The organism is Streptomyces sp. NPDC048275, assembly GCF_040652275.1.
GTDB lineage: Bacteria > Actinomycetota > Actinomycetes > Streptomycetales > Streptomycetaceae > Streptomyces.
Genome location: NZ_JBEZLR010000053.1, coordinates 1 through 15,725, shown reverse-complemented (window position 1 = coordinate 15,725; position 15,725 = coordinate 1). Strand labels below are relative to the sequence as shown.

The following is a 15,725-nucleotide window of genomic DNA, read 5'->3' as shown; positions in this document are numbered from 1 at the left end:
AAGGGCGTTGCGCATGCTGCAACGCATGCCGCCTCAAGAGGTCAGTGGACCTCCGTCACCACCACATCCAGCGCCCACGGCCTGCCCGCCTTGCCCGGAGCCTGCGCCTCCACCACGTACCCGAGGTCCCGCAGCGCCTCCAGGAGCCCGGCCGGATCCTTCGGCGCCGCGCCCGCGGTGAGCAGACTGCGCACGATCTTCCCCTTCGTCGCCTTGTTGAAGTGGCTGACGACGGACCGCTTCTCGACCCCGTTCACGAACTGCGAGTGCAGCACCCGCACCGTCGCCGTCCGCCCGGCGATCTCACCCTGGGGCTTCCACGCGGCCCCGTACGCCGAGGACCGCAGATCGAGCACCAGCCCGTCACCGGCCGCCTCGGGGATAGCGGTGGCCATCGGCGTACGCCAGTGCGCGCCCAGCGCCCCGAGCCCGGGCAGCTTGACGCCCATCGAGCAGCGGTACGACGGGATACGGTCCGTCACCCGGACCGCCCCCCACAGCCCCGAGAACACCAGCAGCGAACGGCCCGCGCGCCGTTTGGCGGCCGCGTCCAGCGAGGCGAGGTCCAGGGCGTCGTACAGGACCCCCGTGTAGATCTCCCCGGCCGGGCGCGCGCCCGCGGTCCGCAGCTCCGTGTTCTTGGCGATCTCGCCGCGCAGCCCCTCGCTCAGCCCGAGCACCTCACGGGCCTTCTCCTCGTCGCCGGCGCACAGCTCGACCAGCTCGTCGAGGACCGCATGACGTGCCTCGGCGAGCCCGGGCAGGGACAGCGACTCCGGCTTCAGCGCGGTTCCGCGGCCGGAGGGGGCCTTGCCCTCGGAGGGAGGCAGCAGCACGAGCACGGTGTGGTTCTCCTAACGGTGGTGTGGCCCTGCGCCAGCCTAAGGGGTGCCCACTCGACCCGAAGGCGCTGGCCGCCCGGGCCGAGGGGCGGACGGCGGGGCCGAGAGCGCTGCCCGCGCCCTCGGGTGAGAGCGCTGCCCGCCCCGGCCCGAGGGGCTGACGCCCGGTCCGAGAGTGCTCCCCGCCCGGCCCGAGGAGCTGACGCCCGGTCCGAGAGTGCTCCCCGCCCGGCCCGAGGAGCTGACGCCCGGGCCCGAGAGCGCTGCCCGCCCGGCCTCAAGGCGCTCAGGGTGCCGCCCCGAGGAGCGCGACCTACGCTCGGCCTATGCCCCGCCGCCACATGCGCGTCACCGGCGCCCCGGAGGCTCCCCTGCGGGCCGCCCTGCGCGCACTGCGAACCGAGCTCGGTGTGCCCGAGAGCTTCCCGCCCGACGTACTCGCCGAGGCCGCCCGGCCACCCCGCCTGCCCGCCTACGACGCGACGGACATCCCCTTCTTCACCATCGACCCGCCGACGTCCAACGACCTCGACCAGGCGATGCACCTCTCCCGGCACGCCCGGAACGGCGGCTACCGCGTCCGGTACGCCATCGCCGACGTCGCCGCCTTCGTGGCACCCGGCGGCGCGCTGGACGCCGAGGCCCACCGCCGCGTGACCACCCTCTACTTCCCCGACGGGAAGATCCCCCTCCACCCGACCCGGCTCTCCGAAGGCAGCGCCAGCCTCCTCCCCGACCAGACCTGCCCGGCCGTCCTGTGGACGATCGACCTCGACGAGCACGGTCGCGCGGTCGCCACCGACGTACGCCGGGCCCTCGTACGCAGCCGCGCCAAGCTCGACTACCGGCACGCGCAGAAGCAGATCGACGAAGGGACGGCGGAGGCGCCGCTCGCCCTCCTCAAGGACATCGGGGAGCTGCGGGAGCAGCTGGAGGTGGAGCGCGGCGGCATCTCGCTCGACGTCCCCGAGCAGGAGATCGTCGAGCGCGAGGACACCTACGAACTCGTCTACCGCGCCCCGCTCCCCGCCGACGCCTGGAACGCGCAGATCTCCCTGCTCACCGGGATGGCGGCGGCCGAGCTGATGCTCGCCCACGGCACCGGCGTACTGCGCACCCTGCCCGCCGCCCCGGACGGCGCGGTGGGCCGACTGCGCCGAACCGCGAAGGCCCTGCGCATCGACTGGCCCCACCACGTCTCGTACGCGCAACTCGTCCGCGCCCTCGACCCCCATGTGCCGCACTACGCGGCCTTCCTCCAGGAGTGCACGACGCTGCTGCGCGGCGCGGGCTACACGGTCTTCCGCGACGGCCTGCTCCCGGAGGTCACCTCGCACGCGGCGGTCGCCGCGCCCTACGCCCACTGCACTGCCCCGCTGCGCCGCCTCGCCGACCGCTACGCCTCGGAGATCTGCCTCGCCGCCGCCGCGGACCAGGCGCCCCCCGACTGGGTCCTCACCGCCCTCGACGCGCTGCCCAAGGAGATGGCCGACGGCAGCCGGCGCGCGGGCACCGTCGAGCGCGAGTGCGTCGACATCATCGAGGCCGCGCTGCTCAAGGACCGGGTCGGCGACCTCTTCGAGGGGTGCGTGGTGGACGTACACGAGCGTGAACCCACCGTCGGGACGGTGCAGTTGGAGTCACCGGCGGTGTTCGCGCGGATCGCGGGCGGCACGGCCCCGCTGCCGCTGGGGGAACGGCTGCGGGTACGGCTCACGCAGGCCGATCCGGGAACGGCGAAGGTGCAGTTCGCGCCGGCGTGAGTGCCCGGCGGGCCGACCCTGACGGCACCCTTGATCGTGGTGCCACGATCGAGGGAACAGTTCCCGATCTCATGGACGGGTGATCCCCCGATGTCCCAGTCTGGCGATCGACCGAAGGAGGGGCGTGACATGACTGCCATGGCACCCGAGCCGCTCACGCAGGCGGAGGTCCTGCTGGAGGGCTTTCTCGCCCTGGGCACCCCGGAGGGTTTCCGGGCGGAACTGATCGAGGGGGAGATCGTCGTGACGCCGCCGCCGGACGGGGACCACGAGGACCACATCAATCTGATCGTGAAGCAGGTGATCAGGCGGTCCCGGACCGACATGGACGTCTCCGGGAACAAGGGGCTGACGTTGAAGAGCGGAGGCGCCTGCCCGAAGAACCATGCGATCCCGGACGCGACCTTCGCACCCACGCACCTGCGCCTCTTCCGGAGCGCCGACGCCTGGATGCCCTGCGAGGGCGTCGCCATGGTCGTCGAAGTCACGTTCACCAAGCCAGAGGCCGACCGAGAGGTCAAGCGCCACAGCTACGCGCGCGGCGGCATCCCGCTCTACCTGCTCATCGACCGCGACGCCTCCTCACTGACGCTCTTCAGTGACCCCGAGAAGGACGACTACCGGCAGCTCTGCACGCTTCCCTTCGGCAAGTCACTCGCTCTCCCGGAGCCGTTTGCCTTCGACCTGGACACGACAGACTTCTTGTAGCAGCCCGGACCCGGCGGCGGTATGGAAGCGGGGGCCTCAGGTGTTGCACCCCTGAGAGCTTCGAGGGAGGCGCCCGTGCCCGTACGCGAAGAGGCCCGCTGGACCCGGGCCACCCTTGGACGTGACGGCCGTCCCGTCGACCTGCTGACCGCCCGCTTCGACCAGCACCGCTACGCGCCGCACGCCCACGAGGAGTTCACCATCGGCGTCTCCGTCGGCGGCTCCGAGCTCATCGACTACCGGGGCGGCCGCATCCGCACCGGTTTCGGCTCGATCGTCGTACTGGCCCCCGGCGAAATGCACACCGGTGGCCCGGCCACCTGCGACGGCTTCTCCTACCGGGCCCTGTACGCCGAGCCGTCCCTGCTCACCGAGGGCATCCTCGGCGGCGTCCCGTACTTCCGCGACGCCCTCCTCGACGACCCGGACCTGGCCGCCGCCCTGCGCGCCGCGCACACCCAACTCAGCGCCTGCCCCGACCCTCCCCCAGTGCCTTAAGGGCCTGGGAGGTGCCCCCAGAAGCCGAGTCCCGCCTCCCTTGGCTGCTCACCGCCCTCGCCCGCCGCCACTCCACGGCCCGCCCGGCGTGCGACACGGTCCCGGGAGGGGCGCAGATCGCCCACGCCGTACGCGACCGCCTCGCCGACGAACTCCAGGCACCCCCGTCCCTCGCCTCCCTCGCCACCGACTTCGGCCTGTCCCGCTACCAGCTCCTGCGCGCCTTCCGTACGACGATGGGGATACCGCCGTACGCCTGGCTCGCCCAGCACCGGGTGAACCAGGCCCGCGGACTGCTGGAGTCCGGGCTGCGACCGGCGGAGGTGGCCGGGCTGGTGGGCTTCGCGGACCAGGCGCATCTGACGCGCTGGTTCCGCCGGGTGCTGGGGGTGACCCCGGCGGCGTACCGCAACAGCGTTCAAGACGCCCACCGTTGAGGCGTCCGAAACTGCCCGCATGACTGCACGCGGCTGGTTCCTGTTCTCCCTGATGGGAGTGGTCTGGGGCATCCCCTACCTGATGATCAAAGTGGCGGTGGACGGAGTGTCCCCGTCGACGGTGGTGTTCACGCGCTGCGCGCTGGGCGCCGCACTCCTGCTCCCCTTCGCGATCCGCCAAGGGGGCCTGACCCGAACCGTACGAACCCACTGGCGCCCCATGCTGGCCTTCGCGGTCATCGAGATCGTGGTCCCCTGGTGGACCCTGACGGACGCCGAGCGTCACCTCTCCAGCTCCACGGCGGGCCTCCTGATCGCGGGCGTGCCGATCGTCGGCGTCGTCGCCGCCCGCCTCCTCGGCGACACGGAACGGCTCGGCGCCCGCCGCATGACGGGCCTCGCGCTGGGCCTGTCCGGCGTCGCGGTCCTCACCGTCCCGCACCTGACCGGCGGCGACGCCCGCTCACTCGCCGAGGTGCTGCTGACGGTCGTCGGCTACGCGACGGCACCGGTGATAGTGGCGCGCCATCTGAAGGACGTCCCCTCACTCCACCTCACAGCCGCCTGCCTGACCCTGGCGGCGCTGGTCTACGCCCCCGCGGCCGCGGCCACCCGCCCCTCCGAGCTCCCCTCCCCACAGATCCTGGCCTCCCTCGCCGGCCTGGGCGTCATCTGCACCGCCGTCGCCTTCGTGGCCTTCCTGGAACTGATCAAGGAGGCGGGCCCGACGCGGGCGACGGTCATCACGTACGTCAACCCGGCCGTAGCGGTGGCCGCGGGAGCCCTCTTCCTGAACGAACGCCTGACCCCCGCCGTCCTCGCCGCCTTCACCCTGATCCTGGCCGGCTCGGTACTGGCGACAGCCGGCCCGAGGAGCACCAAGCGCCCGGTACCATGGTCCACACGGCAGACGAGCCGGGCGGACGGCCGCGTGGAGGCCCTTGTGGACCTCCCCGAGGAACGTCCGGGCTCCACAGGGCAGGGTGATGGCTAACGGCCACCCGGGGTGACCCGCGGGACAGTGCCACAGAAAACAGACCGCCGGGGACCGTATCCGTACGGACCTCGGTAAGGGTGAAACGGTGGTGTAAGAGACCACCAGCGCCTGAGGCGACTCAGGCGGCTAGGTAAACCCCACCCGGAGCAAGGTCAAAAGGAAGTACCTCGGTGCTTCTGCGCGGACGTTCGAGGGCTGCCCGCCCGAGTCCGCGGGTAGACCGCACGAGGCCGGCGGCAACGCCGGCCCTAGATGGATGGCCGTCTCCCCGGCCGCCGCGAGGCGACCGGGCGACAGAACCCGGCGTACAGCCCGACTCGTCTGCCGCTACCTGCGGATTTTCGTTGGAAAGGGCCTCTGACCTGCGCCGGAGGCCCTTTCCGATCTTTCGGGGGCTTGCCGTGTCAGGCGGTGAAAAGTCCCTCGGAAGTCCCTCGGACAGCGCTGAAAGTCCCTGCGCGGCATCGTCTCGGGCGCGGTACGGTCTGCTGCCCCGGACAGCGGAGGGTGGTCTGACCCGGCTCATTTGAGCGGCGTCTGGAGAGGGTCAGAGATTCGGGCTGCGGTGAGGATGGTTGCGCCTCTACCGTGGGTCGGTCGAAATGAGACCGGGAACGTGTAGTCGAGGAGAGGCCTTGGATCCGGTATCGGTGGCAGTGTTGGCGGCGCTGGCAGGCGGGGCCGGGGGCGAGCTGGGTCGGCAGGCATGGGCGACGCTGAGTGAGTTGGTGCGGAGACCGTTCGGCAGCCAGGCGGGAGCCCCGGCACCCGGGGAGGCCGAGTTGGTGGCGCTGAGCGAGGCGCCAGGCGAACCGGCACGGGCAGAAACGTTGAGTGGTGCCCTTGCCGCGCGGGCGGCCGCTGACCCGGAGTTCGCTGCCGCGCTGGACTCGTGGCGTGGCCAGGTTCCAGCGTTGGTTGAGGGCTCGGTGACCAACACAGTCAGTGGCGGTACCCAGTATGGTCCGGTGATCCAGGGTCGGGACTTCTCTGGCATCACGTTCAACAGTCCTACAGCTCCGCCTGCGCAGGAGAGTTGAAGGCTTCGGTTGACCCTTGCGACGTCCCGGGCGGCCCCGGTTCGGATGTCGTCGACGCAGGGGGTTGCGTCCCATCATCCGTATGACTCGGCACCCGTGCGGTATTGAGCGGTGGCTCAGGACGTCCGCGCGTCCGCTGGGGAGTGCTGCGTGGACTGGCGGGTTTCCTGATGTACGCATCCAGGTGTGCCCGGTATCGTTGAGGCCACTGTCAGTGATGACGTGGATACTGGAGGCAGTCGTGGCCCGCGCTTGGGAAGCCGATCCGTCTGCGTTATTCGTCAAGCGCCTCGGTAAGTCGGCAGCGGAGCTGGGCAACTCCAAGGACGACGACGAGTGCCCGGACATCTGGCAGCTGAGCAACGGTGACGTTGCCGTGATCGGCCGCGATCTCACCGCGCACTACCGGTCGTGCCTGCCGGACGAGGTGAACCTGGGACCGGACGAGCGGCTGGTCGTCATCCCGGGCAACATGCTGAGTGCGGCGAAGGCGGACATTCCCGATGCTTGATCTCCTCGCTCCTGGCCTCCCGGACGAGCTGGGTGAGCGGCTCACACGCGAGGACTACAAGCGGGACTTCCGGGAGCGGCGCGTGGCGATCCGCGATGGGGAGTCCTGGAAACTGGAGCGGTTGCAGCACTTCGAGGAGACGAACGACGACAGCCGGGAGGCGCTGCGTCAGGGGGACTGGCCGGCAGCGTTGCGGCTGTTCGAGGCCGAGCGTGACGCCTTGGTTCGAAAGGCCCGGGATGAGGCGGCGCGCGGGGCGGTCTTTCATCGTATTCGTGTGGTTGAGGAGCCGCTGACGCCGTATGTGCAGTGGGAGCTGCACTGGCTACGACTGAACGCGGAATGCGGGCAATCCATTCGCGTTCTGCCTGCTTCCGCGGTCGCCGCCGCGGAGGGCGGTGCGCTGCTGCCGGAGTTGAACCTTCTGGACAGTCGGGTTCTCTACCGTGTGCTGTACACCAATGCCGGTCAACCGGACGGGGCGATTCGCTTCACCGATCCCAGCACCGTGAAGAACTGGGCGGAGTATCTGCAGGAACTGCACGCGGCTGCGGAGGACATCCAGGCGTACTTCGACCGTGCCGTGGCCGACCTGCCTCCGCCGCCCGCGGCCTGACCAGGGCGCATCGATCGACGTGCCTACAGAGGGCAACAGGCGACCCGGAGACTCGCAGAACGATCTCTCCGGTTCGTCTCGCGATGTCGTACAGGCCGGGAACGTCACTGGTGACATCCACTTCCACCAGGTCGCCGCCTCGGGGCCGTCGGGGCCCGTCCCACGCCAGCTCCCAGCCGACGTGAACACCTTCGTCAACCGCTCCGACGAACTGGGACAGCTGAACGCGGTGCTCGCCGACCGAAACGGCGGGCGCGTCGTCGTCTCCGTTCACGTGGTGGCCGGCACGGCGGGCGCGGGCAAAACCTCGCTGGTCCTGCACTGGGCGCACCAGGTCAAGGACCAGTTCCCCGACGGCCAGCTCTTCGTCAACCTCCGCGGGTACGATCCCGGAGAACCGGTCACAGCCGCGCAGGCACTTCAGCGCTTCCTGCGAGCCCTGGGCGTGGCCCCGGCCGAGGTTCCCCAAGACGTCGACGACGCAGCAGCGATGTACCGCTCACTGATCGCCGACCGCCGGGTCCTGATCCTCCTGGACAATGCGGCCACGGTCAGCCAAGTCCGGCCGCTGCTCCCCGGCGGAGGAGACAGCCTCGTTGTGGTCACCAGTCGCAGCCGCCTGGCGGGTCTCTCGGTGCGTGACGGCGCGCACAGGATCACCCTTGGCACGCTTCCGGAGCCGGAGGCAGTCGCTCTGCTGCGCGCGGTCACGAAGGGCTATCGACCCGAGGACGACGGCGACAAACTCGCAGAACTGGCGCACCTGTGCGCCCGTCTGCCGCTTGCCCTGCGGATCGCCGCCGAACGGGCCGCCAGCCGCCCGCACATGCGACTCGACGATCTCATCAGCGATCTGCGTGACGAGTCCGCCCTCTGGGACGCCCTCAGCACCGGCATCGATGATGAGGCCGAAGCCATCCGTTCGGTCTTCACCTGGTCCTACCGCGCTCTACCCACGCACTCGGCCCGCCTCTTCCGCCTCCTTGGCCTGCACCCTGGAGCGGCGTTCAGCCTCCCCGTTGCCGCCGCCCTCGGCGAAGTCACACTCAGCCGAACACGCCAGCTACTCGACGATCTGGTCGGGGCCCACCTGTTGGAGCAGACCGCTCCGGACCGGTTCCAGTTCCACGACCTCTTACGCGCGTACGCCACCGACCTTGCGCAGGCAGAGGAGTCGTCCGACCAAAGGCAAGCTGCGCGACGACGCGTCCTGAGCTGGTACGTCCACGCCGCCGACGCCGCCCAGACGTGACTCTATCCGTCAGAGGACCACCTGCCACTGCCTGGACCCCTGCCGGAAGTCACGCCCCTCGTCTTCACCGACTACAACGCCGCCGTCGACTGGTCCGAACGGGAACAGGGCAACTTCCTCCCCGTCGTGCGCGACGCCGCCCGAAACGGAATGGACGAGACGGCTTGGCAGTTGGCCACCATCCTGTGGTTCGCACGTCCCGCCTCCTCGTCGGAGCGGGACTGGCTGGAACTCGGTCGAATTGGACTGGAGGCAGCGACAAGACGAGAGGACCAGAGAGCGCAGACACGGCTGCTCATCAACACGGGCATCGCCCACAGGGCTCTGAACAATTTCTCCGAGGGCCTGGACGCTCTGGAGCGAGCCGTCACGTTGGCTCGCAGCTCACAGAGCTGGTTCGACGAGGCCCAGGCCCTCAACCTCATGGGCCTGATTCATCTACGACAGCGCGAACTCGACTTGGCGGACGCGCATTTCGGGCAGGCCATGTCCGTCTTCCGAGACCTGGGAAATGTTCAACGAACCGCCACCGCACTGTCCAACATCGCCAGCACTCGCCTGAGCGCCGGCCACCTGCCCGAGGCCGCCTCGGTCATCGACGAGGCGCTTGCCGCGCACCGGGCCCTGGCCAATCGTGGCGGAGAAGGCAACCTCCTTCGGATCACAGCCGCCCTGCGACTTGAAGAGGGCGACACGGATGCCGCCCGGCGATCCATCGACGAGGCGCTCGACATCGCGCTCGCCCTCCGCGACCACACCCGGGAAGGCTTCTGGCTCCTCACCCTCGGCGACATCCAGCGCACCGCCGCCCAGCACGGCGACGCCCTGACCTCCTACCAGCGCTCCGCCATGCTCCACCGACGCCTCGGCGACCGCAGCCGCGAAGCCCTGGCCTGGCGCGGCACGGGCCAGACGTATGCCGCGATGGACCGCCACGGCGAGGCCACCACCTTCCACCGCCAGGCCGCGGCCGTTCACCGCGACCTGGGGGACACCTGGCAGCTCGCCCTGGAACTCGACCACCTGGCCGCAGCCGTTCACCCGGAGGACCCCGAGACTGCCCGTGGCCACTGGATCGAGGCCCTGACCCACCTGACCCCCTATACCGACCCCCGGGCCACGTCCATCCGCTCCCGCATAGAAGCGTTGCTGACCCGAGCTGCCGGTTGACGCCGTCGCTGATGAGGCCAACGACGCCACCAAACCCCGGTGATCGCGCGTCATCCGTTCGGCGTCCCGCCCCGGGCTTGCGCCGCCCTCGGACCACTTGGAACCCGCCACTGACATCGACGGATTGCCGGGGAGACGCTCTTCAGTTGCCGGACCCAGGCTCCAGATATCGGCGCAGAGCTTCCCGTCCTCCTGGAACGAAAAGCCACCGATCGATGACCTTGCACAATTCGGCCATGGTCAGCCAGCCCTGCCAGGCGAGCTCGCCCGGGTCCGGGACCAGGGGTTCCGTCACGACAGCCTCATGCACCCCAATCCATATGGGGCTGATCCCCTCCCGGCAGAGGAACTTGAACATAAAGCGCACCGGCACACGAACGTCCAGCTCTTCGGACAGCTCCCGGGCCGCTGCTTCCTCATACGACTCGCCCACGTCCACGGCGCCGCCGACCATCACGTCGTAGTAGCCCGGGAACCGGGACAGCGTCTCGGCCCGTCGCAGCACCAAGGTTCGCCCCTCGCGGTCACGGCAGATCGTTGCTGCAATGCGATGCGGCCAGTTCTCGCGCACCGCCTCGTCTCGCTCGACGACCCCCAACACGCGGTCATGCTCATCGACATGCTCAACCAGTTCGCGCACGGAGGCACGATCTCAGCCCCCACTGACAGCACGGCCCCACGAGCACCAGCAGCGACTGATCCGCATCACAGGGAAACTCGCGGAACGCAACACGATCGACGATCTACGTCGCGCCCTGAGCGGGGCAGAACGCGGCGTATGGGCCCGCCTCGTCTGCCTTCTAGGCTCTGAACAGGTCTTATGGCCTGCTCGGGGCCTTTTCCCGTACGTGCGCGGTTGCCGCTTCTGCCTGGGAGTCCCCGGGAGTTCCGTGAACGTGTCCGCGAGAGGGCTGAGCACCGGATGCGGAAGCAGCGAGTACAGGGTGCGGCAGACCGATCTCCGCCCACACGACCTTGCCGGACGGCGGCCATGGCTCAGTGCCCCACCGGGCCGTCAGCGCGTCGACGAGGAGGAGCCCGCGCCCCGTCTCGTCGGTGGGGCTCGCGGTACGAAGGGCCAGGGGCCGGCGATCCCCTCGTGGGTCGGCCACTTCGATACGGAGCGTGTCCGAGGCCCCGACGGTGAGCGTGAGCCGGAACCCGCGTCCCTTCACGCGTCCGTGCGCGACCGCGTTCGCCGCCAACTCGGCGACGACCAGCGCGGCGGACTCACTCACCTCGCAGCTGGGCGGCCAGTCCCACTCGGTGAGCTGTTGCACAGCCAGCAGCCGAGCAAGGCGGGCCCCACGAGGAGTGGCGCTGAGGAGTTGGCTGAAGTGCCGGGTGGAGATTTCTGACTTCATGTCACTGAGCGTGGCCGCCTCGCTCTACCCTGACCAGGGAATCCTTCGGTACGCAGGGTGCGTGTACCGGTACGGACGGTGTCCTGTACGGGGTGTCGGCCGTGACCTGGTGGGGTGCGGGACGGCAAGGCGGGTGTTGGGATGACGGTGACGGAGTCGCAGGAGACGTACGACGACGGCGAGCAGGCCAGCGACCTGAACCGTGCGATCGGCAAGCAGGTCAAGGTACTTCGGGAGCGGGCCGGGCTCACGCAGAAGGAGCTGGGGGACCGGCTCGGATACAGCGAGGATCTGGTCTCCTCGCTGGAGCGGGGGAGACGGACTCCGCAGCGGGAGTTCCTGGAGACGGCGGATGAACTGCTGGATGCCGGTGGGCTGTTGAAGGCCACGATCGAGGACGTGGAGAAGGCCAAGGCGAAGGCGAGGGTGAGGCATCCGGCTTGGTTCAGAGATTACGCGCGGCTGGAGCGGGACACGGTTGAGATCAACTTCTACAACAACCATGATGTTCCCGGCCTGTTGCAGACCCAGCGGCGGACCCGCGCCCTCTACGAGATGCGTAAGCCGCTTCTGAGCGAGGACATCATCGAGCAGCGGGTGGCCTCCCGGATGGACCGGCAAGAGATCCTGACGCGTTGGCCTCTTCCCATGGTGACGGCAGTCATCGAGGAAGTGGTACTGCGACGGCCCATCGGCGGTCCGGATGTCCACAAGGAGCAGTTGGAGCGGCTGATCAAGTTCGGTCGACTGCGCAATGTGGAACTTCAGGTGATGCCGACGGACCGGGTGGAGCACGCTGGAATGGGTGGTGCCTTCGTCCTCCTCATCCCGAAGGGGAGGGCGCAGGTGGGATACACGGAGGCGCAGAACAGCAGCCGACTGATCACGGACGTCGAGGAAGTACGTATCCTGGCCGCACGGTACGGCAGCATCAGGGCCCAGGCGCTCACGCCAAGGGAGTCCTTGGACCTGATGGAGGATTTGCTGGGGGAATGATGAACACCGCAGAATGCGCGCGCCTCGCCTGGTTCAAGAGCAGCTACAGCGGTAACGAGGGCGGCGAATGCCTGGAGGTCGCCGCAACGCCCGGCACCATCCACGTCCGCGACTCCAAGGATCCCGCCCGCGACCCCCTCGCCTTCCGGAGCTCGGAGTGGGCCGCGTTCGTGGACTTCGCGGCAGGGCTCTGACGCAACAACGAGGGGCTACGAGCGAGCGGTTCGAAGCTCCTCTATATGTCGGCAGGTCAGCCGATTACCAGCAGTTGGGGCGCACCGTGACTGCCCGTCGCGCGAACGCGGTCACCGCCTCCGGAGCCGCGTGCGCAGGTCCACGCCAACCAGACCAACGTTGCGCTCGCAGAGTGAACCGCTCCGGGATCGGTGGAAGCGTTTGGACTGTCCCCGTTTCTTCGAAGCCCTGCTCCTCCTGAAGCGGTTTGCCGCGGTGTTGGTCATCTGCCCCACCTCAACCAGCCTGCGCGGTGTAGACACAGCCGACCTGGCCGAAACCGGCTCCGGGTAGGCCGTGCTCCACTGCTTCAGCTCCACGACGACGTACGACGGTTCACCCGTCGTCGGGTGCACGCCGGCGAGTATGGCGTCCGCGCGCTTGCTGGTGAGGGGCAGGCTGTACTCGACCAGGACTTCGACGTCGTCGAGACCGGCCTCGATGAGGGCGTTGACGAGCGCGGGGAGGCTGCGCTCCCAGGAACGTATCTCCGCCTGCGTGGGCCTCCGGCCATGCTGGTGACGGAAGTTCTCGGTCAGATGCAGCGCCAGCGACCCTTCGAGGATGCGGGCGGCCACGGACGCCGCGGACTCACGGAACAGCAAGGAAAAGCCCCCAGGCAGCACGAAGAAGACTCGTGCGGGTGGGGGCATGTCCTCCGGTGTCCGCCGCGCAGGCGGATCAGGAAGCCCGTCGGGCCGCTGAGATGGTGCTCGCCATCCTAGGTCAGCAGGTGGATCACGAGGAGGGGATGGGCGGGGTTTGGCTCGGCTCGGCTGAGGGCGTCTGTCCTCGATGAGCGGCATCCCGGCCGGCACCGCCTACCGTCTGCTGTCGGCCTGACGGCCCGGTCTCACTTCAGGTGCCGGCCGAAGAACCGGTTCCCGTCGTCCGCCTCGAACCACGGGGTGCCGGTGTGCCCGCCCAGATTGGCGTGCAGCGTCTTCTCCTTGGTGCCGAAGGCGTCGAACAGGTCCAGGGCGCGCTGCCGGGGGTTCCCTTCGTCGTCCCACTGCAGCAGGAGCAGCAGCGGAATGGTGACCTGCCGGGCCTCCTCGCGCTGGGCGCGGGGCACGTAACCCCCGGCGAAGAAACCGGCGGCCGCGATGCGCGGCTCGGCCACCGCCAGCCGGATGCCGACGGCGGTCCACCCCGAGTACCCGACCGGGCCGCCGATCTCGGGCAGCGAAAGGAGGGCGTCCAGGGTGGTCCGCCAATCCGGGACCGCCTTTTCGACCAGCGGGCCGATGAAGGACTCGAAGATGTCGTCGACCGGCTCGCCGGCCTGCATCGCCCGGCGGAGGTCGGCGCGGGCCTGCTCGTCGGCGGCGGAACGGGGCCGGTCACCGCACCCGGCGGCGTCGATCGTGGCCACCGCGTAGCCGTGCGCCGCGGAGTGCCGGGCCCGGGCCACCAGCCGGGGTTCCCTCTTGGGCAGGCCGTTGTTGTGGGCCATCAGGATCAGCGGGGCCGGTGTGGCGGGTTCAGGCGTCCACAGGGTGCCGGGGATCTCGCCGAGGGTGAATTCGCGTTCGAGGACGCCGTCGTCGAGGCGCTGTTCGGAAGTGAAGTGCATGGTCGTGCCTTTCGGGAGTGCGCTTGAACGGCGCTCCCGGACGACCTATCGCCCGACCGTGACCCCGGAGGGGAGCACCCATGTCGATACTGCGTTCACGGGTACCACCTCCTCGTTCTCTCGCACGGCCTCCGGAAAGCTAGCAGTGGTCGCCGTGGTCCGCCAACGGGTTTTGCGGAGCCTCCACGCACGCCCCGGCGCCGCTCCGGCCCGGCAGGCCGAGTCCGCGTACTCCGTCCTCATGGGGCTCGAGGACACCAGCTGATCAGGCCCCCTCCGCCTGTCGGTCCCTATGAACCCGGGGAGGCAACGGCGTCACGCTGCCGACCCGGTTCACGGCGCCCAGGAACGCCCTGCGACGTGCGGCTGCAGGTTCGGGTTCGGGTTCGGGAGGCTTTCGCGCAACTCGAACGCCGTGACCTCGGAAGCGGTACCCCTCGATCCTTCCCGCTCCGCTACTGGCTTTTCGCCCCGGGCAAAACATCGCTCGTGCCGGAGCGCGAGCCTGCCTTCCCGGTGGGCGACGGCGCCAGCAGTGCGGCGGAGACCAGCGTCAATGAAGAAAGCAGGCTCACAAGCGCGATGCGTTCACCCGAGGTGAACATGCTCAGGTGCTGCAGGTGGTAGAGCAGATGGAAGACGCAGAAGACAAGCCAACCCGCGCCGACCGTGATGACGTACCGGTCGCTGTCGGCAAAACGCCAGGCCGCGGCTGTCACCACCAAAAGGGCCATGTACAACGCGGCCATGTCCGTGACCAGATGCTCGTTGTACGGGCCGAGGAGAGGCTGCCAAGGCCGACCAATGTGAGGAAATGTCTCATACCAAAGCTCGGGCGCGAAGTAGGCCCACACATGACCCAGGCATGCGAGAACCAGAAAACCGAGAAGTACCCGTCGTGTCACAATCTTTCCCATGGCCATAGGACCGTGACCTACCCTCACATGTGACACGCGATTAGGTGTGACCGTCACCACACTGTTGCCTACACCTCAGGAACACGGCAAAGGACCTTGACGTGGCCGCGCGGTCCCTCGGCGGCTCCCTGTCCATGGCCGACCGACGACGGCGGGACAGCGAAAGACGCCGCGCTCCACTCACCGGTCCTCTCGACGCGTTTGCGATGGCGAAGGACGTCGCGATCGCGACAGCCGAGCGAGCCCGCGACCGCACCAGACAACACCTGTCGGAGCAGCGCGCCGCCGAGCTCCGGGCTGCCGTACCGGCTGCGCCCGACGCCGGCCGTCCGGGGTGCTGCCGGTGGCTGGAGGTGCGACGCTGCGGCCTCATCTTCCACCGGACGTGGCAATGGACCGAAGCCCGCCGCTCCATGGGCCGCGAACTCCTCGCCACGACCCGTCTCCACCCCATCGAGGCCAAGGCCGTGTGGTTAAGGGCTTCGAGCCTGTGTGGTCACGGTGTAATACAGGCCGGGACGTAGGAAGCGGAGCCCTGCCAGGGACGGTTTGGCCCGGACCTGGTACAGCTGCGACGATGCCGCCGCCATGAGCCTCCGTGGTGGGCCGGGTACGCCCCGGGCTCCCGTTCACCACGCACCTCCGCCACCATCCTTTGACATCGAAGTAAGTCCACCCAGGTCAGCTGATTGCGGCGGACTGAGTTGATTGTCAAAGGAGTGCGCCACGAAGCGCTATGCAATCGAGTGGAGGTGAAAGACCTTCTCCGCCGGGCCGTCGCAGCGGTCTGGTGAAGCTGGGGGC

General features: G+C 69.1%; 13 protein-coding genes, 1 other RNA gene and 3 pseudogenes. 11 read left to right on the top strand and 6 right to left on the bottom strand.

Annotated elements, in window-relative coordinates; genetic code table 11:
* Positions 1-41: 41 nt before the first annotated feature.
* The gene (yaaA, locus tag AB0D57_RS27685) at positions 42-842 is read right to left on the bottom strand and encodes a peroxide stress protein YaaA (protein WP_362078497.1); all 801 of its coding nucleotides are present in this window, start codon (positions 840-842) and stop codon (positions 42-44) included.
* A gap of 326 nt (positions 843-1,168) precedes the next feature.
* Between yaaA and AB0D57_RS27680 the strand changes: the two genes are divergently transcribed.
* The 9 genes and pseudogenes from AB0D57_RS27680 to AB0D57_RS27640 all read left to right on the top strand — a co-directional run bounded on the left by AB0D57_RS27680 (position 1,169) and on the right by AB0D57_RS27640 (position 9,834).
* Positions 1,169-2,605, top strand: coding sequence for an RNB domain-containing ribonuclease (locus tag AB0D57_RS27680; RefSeq protein WP_362078494.1), 1,437 nt, complete (start codon positions 1,169-1,171; stop codon positions 2,603-2,605).
* Between the two features lie 129 nt (positions 2,606-2,734).
* A complete protein-coding gene (locus AB0D57_RS27675) occupies positions 2,735-3,313 on the top strand; it encodes a Uma2 family endonuclease (RefSeq protein WP_362078491.1) in 579 nt (192 codons plus the stop codon).
* 21 nt (positions 3,314-3,334) lie between these two features.
* A pseudogene (locus AB0D57_RS27670) lies at positions 3,335-4,248 on the top strand (AraC family transcriptional regulator).
* Between the two features lie 19 nt (positions 4,249-4,267).
* Positions 4,268-5,095, top strand: a pseudogene (locus AB0D57_RS27665) (EamA family transporter); the annotation flags it as partial.
* A 64-nt stretch (positions 5,096-5,159) separates the two neighbouring features.
* An RNA gene (rnpB, locus tag AB0D57_RS27660) (RNase P RNA component class A) lies at positions 5,160-5,569 on the top strand.
* Between the two features lie 957 nt (positions 5,570-6,526).
* Complete coding sequence (locus AB0D57_RS27655; protein ID WP_362078628.1) at positions 6,527-6,796, top strand: hypothetical protein; 270 nt, start codon at positions 6,527-6,529, stop codon at positions 6,794-6,796.
* Positions 6,789-7,412 (top strand): DUF6879 family protein, encoded by a 624-nt coding sequence (locus tag AB0D57_RS27650; RefSeq protein WP_362078488.1) that lies wholly within the window; start codon positions 6,789-6,791, stop codon positions 7,410-7,412. Before AB0D57_RS27655 ends, AB0D57_RS27650 begins: the two co-directional genes overlap by 8 nt.
* Before the next feature lie 181 nt (positions 7,413-7,593).
* Entirely contained in the window at positions 7,594-8,664 is a 1,071-nt protein-coding gene (locus AB0D57_RS27645; protein WP_362078485.1) for an NB-ARC domain-containing protein, read from the top strand.
* Between the two features lie 126 nt (positions 8,665-8,790).
* Entirely contained in the window at positions 8,791-9,834 is a 1,044-nt protein-coding gene (locus AB0D57_RS27640) for a tetratricopeptide repeat protein (RefSeq protein ID WP_362078482.1), read from the top strand.
* A gap of 142 nt (positions 9,835-9,976) precedes the next feature.
* Here AB0D57_RS27640 and AB0D57_RS27635 read toward each other — a convergent pair whose 3' ends face one another.
* Both AB0D57_RS27635 and AB0D57_RS27630 read right to left on the bottom strand, forming a co-directional pair.
* Entirely contained in the window at positions 9,977-10,474 is a 498-nt protein-coding gene (locus AB0D57_RS27635) for an NUDIX domain-containing protein (RefSeq protein WP_362078479.1), read from the bottom strand.
* Between the two features lie 178 nt (positions 10,475-10,652).
* Positions 10,653-11,198, bottom strand: coding sequence for an ATP-binding protein (locus tag AB0D57_RS27630; protein WP_362078476.1), 546 nt, complete (start codon positions 11,196-11,198; stop codon positions 10,653-10,655).
* A 141-nt stretch (positions 11,199-11,339) separates the two neighbouring features.
* On the opposite strand from AB0D57_RS27630, the gene AB0D57_RS27625 reads away from it, so the two are divergent.
* Together AB0D57_RS27625 and AB0D57_RS27620 are read left to right on the top strand one after the other, a co-directional pair.
* A complete protein-coding gene (locus tag AB0D57_RS27625; protein ID WP_362078473.1) occupies positions 11,340-12,194 on the top strand; it encodes a helix-turn-helix transcriptional regulator in 855 nt (284 codons plus the stop codon).
* Entirely contained in the window at positions 12,191-12,388 is a 198-nt protein-coding gene (locus tag AB0D57_RS27620; protein WP_362078470.1) for a DUF397 domain-containing protein, read from the top strand. Before AB0D57_RS27625 ends, AB0D57_RS27620 begins: the two co-directional genes overlap by 4 nt.
* Positions 12,389-12,718: 330 nt before the next feature.
* Here AB0D57_RS27620 and AB0D57_RS27615 read toward each other — a convergent pair.
* The 3 genes and pseudogenes from AB0D57_RS27615 to AB0D57_RS27605 form a co-directional block, all read right to left on the bottom strand.
* Positions 12,719-13,081 (bottom strand): annotated as a pseudogene (locus tag AB0D57_RS27615) (ATP-binding protein); the annotation flags it as partial.
* Between the two features lie 200 nt (positions 13,082-13,281).
* Positions 13,282-14,004: an alpha/beta hydrolase gene (locus AB0D57_RS27610; protein WP_362078467.1), complete on the bottom strand. Its 723-nt coding sequence runs from the start codon at positions 14,002-14,004 to the stop codon at positions 13,282-13,284.
* A gap of 455 nt (positions 14,005-14,459) precedes the next feature.
* Positions 14,460-14,921, bottom strand: coding sequence for a hypothetical protein (locus AB0D57_RS27605; RefSeq protein WP_362078464.1), 462 nt, complete (start codon positions 14,919-14,921; stop codon positions 14,460-14,462).
* Positions 14,922-15,725: the final 804 nt, after the last annotated feature.